This window comes from Methanoregula sp., assembly GCF_002835825.1.
GTDB lineage: Archaea > Halobacteriota > Methanomicrobia > Methanomicrobiales > Methanospirillaceae > Methanoregula.
The window spans coordinates 1-1,299 of record NZ_PIZH01000589.1; the positions used below are offsets into that span (position 1 = coordinate 1).

Here is a 1,299-nt window from a genome sequence, read left to right on the forward strand (position 1 = left end):
TGGCAGGCAAGGTGCTTGCGGAACTGCGCCAGGTCCATGCTGCATTTGATCATTACGGTGTCGATCGTGGACGGCAGGTGCGACAGCTTCCGGATGCGGATGAACCGTTTCTCACCCGTGGGCTGGGTAGCGACGAGATGCGCCGGCGGGTACTTCTTGTTGAACCCGGGCGGGATGACCTCGACCGTGTAACCGTGCAACCGGAGGAGCTCGCGGGCCCCGTCTTCGACAAGCGTTCCGCGCCGGCTGGTCATGACGCGGCACCTCCCTTGTGCGGCGAAATTATCTCCGGTTCCGGAACATCACCTGGGACCTCGAAGAGGATGCAGGACACATCCTCTCCGAGCGCGACCGCGATGAATCTGTCGCGGGGGAGCATGTACCGGATGCTGCCAACTGACAGGATCACGGCCCGGCCGGAGGGATTGAGGGCAACGGATCCGGATGCGACCGGAGAGCCGGTCGGGTCCGGGTTTTTCTGCAGCAGCGGCACGGTGTCGCCGACAAACAGCAGCATCCCCATGTCCTCCGGGCAGATGAAATACGACTTGTCCCAGATTCGGACATGAACATAGCCATCGCTCCCGGTCAGGACGAGCCCGGCAGAGAAACGGGTCATAGACATACTCCCGCAAGCCTCTCACCTTCAGTGAGGGATTTAAGCGTGGAAACAGAATTATCTATGGCAGTCTCACGGCGTGACTGGGTAAGTTTTGTTCGTGAGCTGCCACAATTTACGACGTGCATGATACCTCCTCTTTTGTGACGATGATCCAGCGTCCGTGTTCGACCATTTTCTTCCCGATACCGTGGAAGCCGGACCGCTTCTCGTAGGCATCGACGGCCTCCTGCGTTACCTTCAGGGGTTCGCGATACATTCCCTTCTGCATCATTTTTCTCCTCGTGTTGTTGCGTTCGGTTGTTCTCCTCTGCATCCGGGGCGCCCACATCCACACGTCCCGCTTTTCCCGTGGTGTTCCGGAATCCCGGGCCGGATAGAGCCATGGCTATTGTCCGGCCAGATGCCGCCTTCCTCAAAACGGCGGGTGACCTATCGGATCAATACCATAAGCGGATCACGGTTACCGGTTATCCGGAATTACTGACGCGAACCAAAGAATGTAAAGAGAGAAACTCCCGGGGCGTGGCTTTGTGTCAACTGGCTCCACTGTCCCGTGTTCATGCTGCGTCCGATACCGGACGCCAGGTTGTTCGGCTCTGCCTTGCACGATGTCTGAGTAACGGCATCGGGCCTGCGGAACAAACCAATGATTCGATCACCGATCGATTCTGCCGCAG

At 58.4% G+C, this 1,299-nt stretch carries 4 protein-coding genes; 1 reads left to right on the plus strand and 3 read right to left on the minus strand.

Annotated elements, in window-relative coordinates:
• From CW742_RS13570 to CW742_RS13580, 3 genes are all read right to left on the minus strand, one after another.
• A partial coding sequence (locus CW742_RS13570; protein WP_292421282.1) for a hypothetical protein occupies window positions 1–254 on the minus strand: 254 nt, incomplete at its 3' end.
• Window positions 251–619 (minus strand): hypothetical protein, encoded by a 369-nt coding sequence (locus CW742_RS13575; RefSeq protein ID WP_292349967.1) that lies wholly within the window; start codon window positions 617–619, stop codon window positions 251–253. The genes CW742_RS13575 and CW742_RS13570, both read right to left, overlap by 4 nt.
• Window positions 620–734: 115 nt before the next feature.
• Window positions 735–950, minus strand: a complete 216-nt coding sequence (locus CW742_RS13580) for a hypothetical protein (RefSeq protein ID WP_292421283.1) — start codon at window positions 948–950, stop codon at window positions 735–737.
• 53 nt (window positions 951–1,003) lie between these two features.
• Here CW742_RS13580 and CW742_RS13585 point away from each other — a divergent pair.
• Window positions 1,004–1,299: hypothetical protein (locus tag CW742_RS13585; RefSeq protein WP_292421285.1), on the plus strand; the 296-nt coding region annotated here is incomplete at its 3' end.

Coding starts and splice junctions, on each gene's coding strand:
- CW742_RS13575 (WP_292349967.1), bottom strand. CDS start 619: ATGACCCGTTTCTCTGCCGGGCTCGTCCTGACCGGGAGCGATGGCTAT.
- CW742_RS13580 (WP_292421283.1), bottom strand. CDS start 950: ATGTGGGCGCCCCGGATGCAGAGGAGAACAACCGAACGCAACAACACG.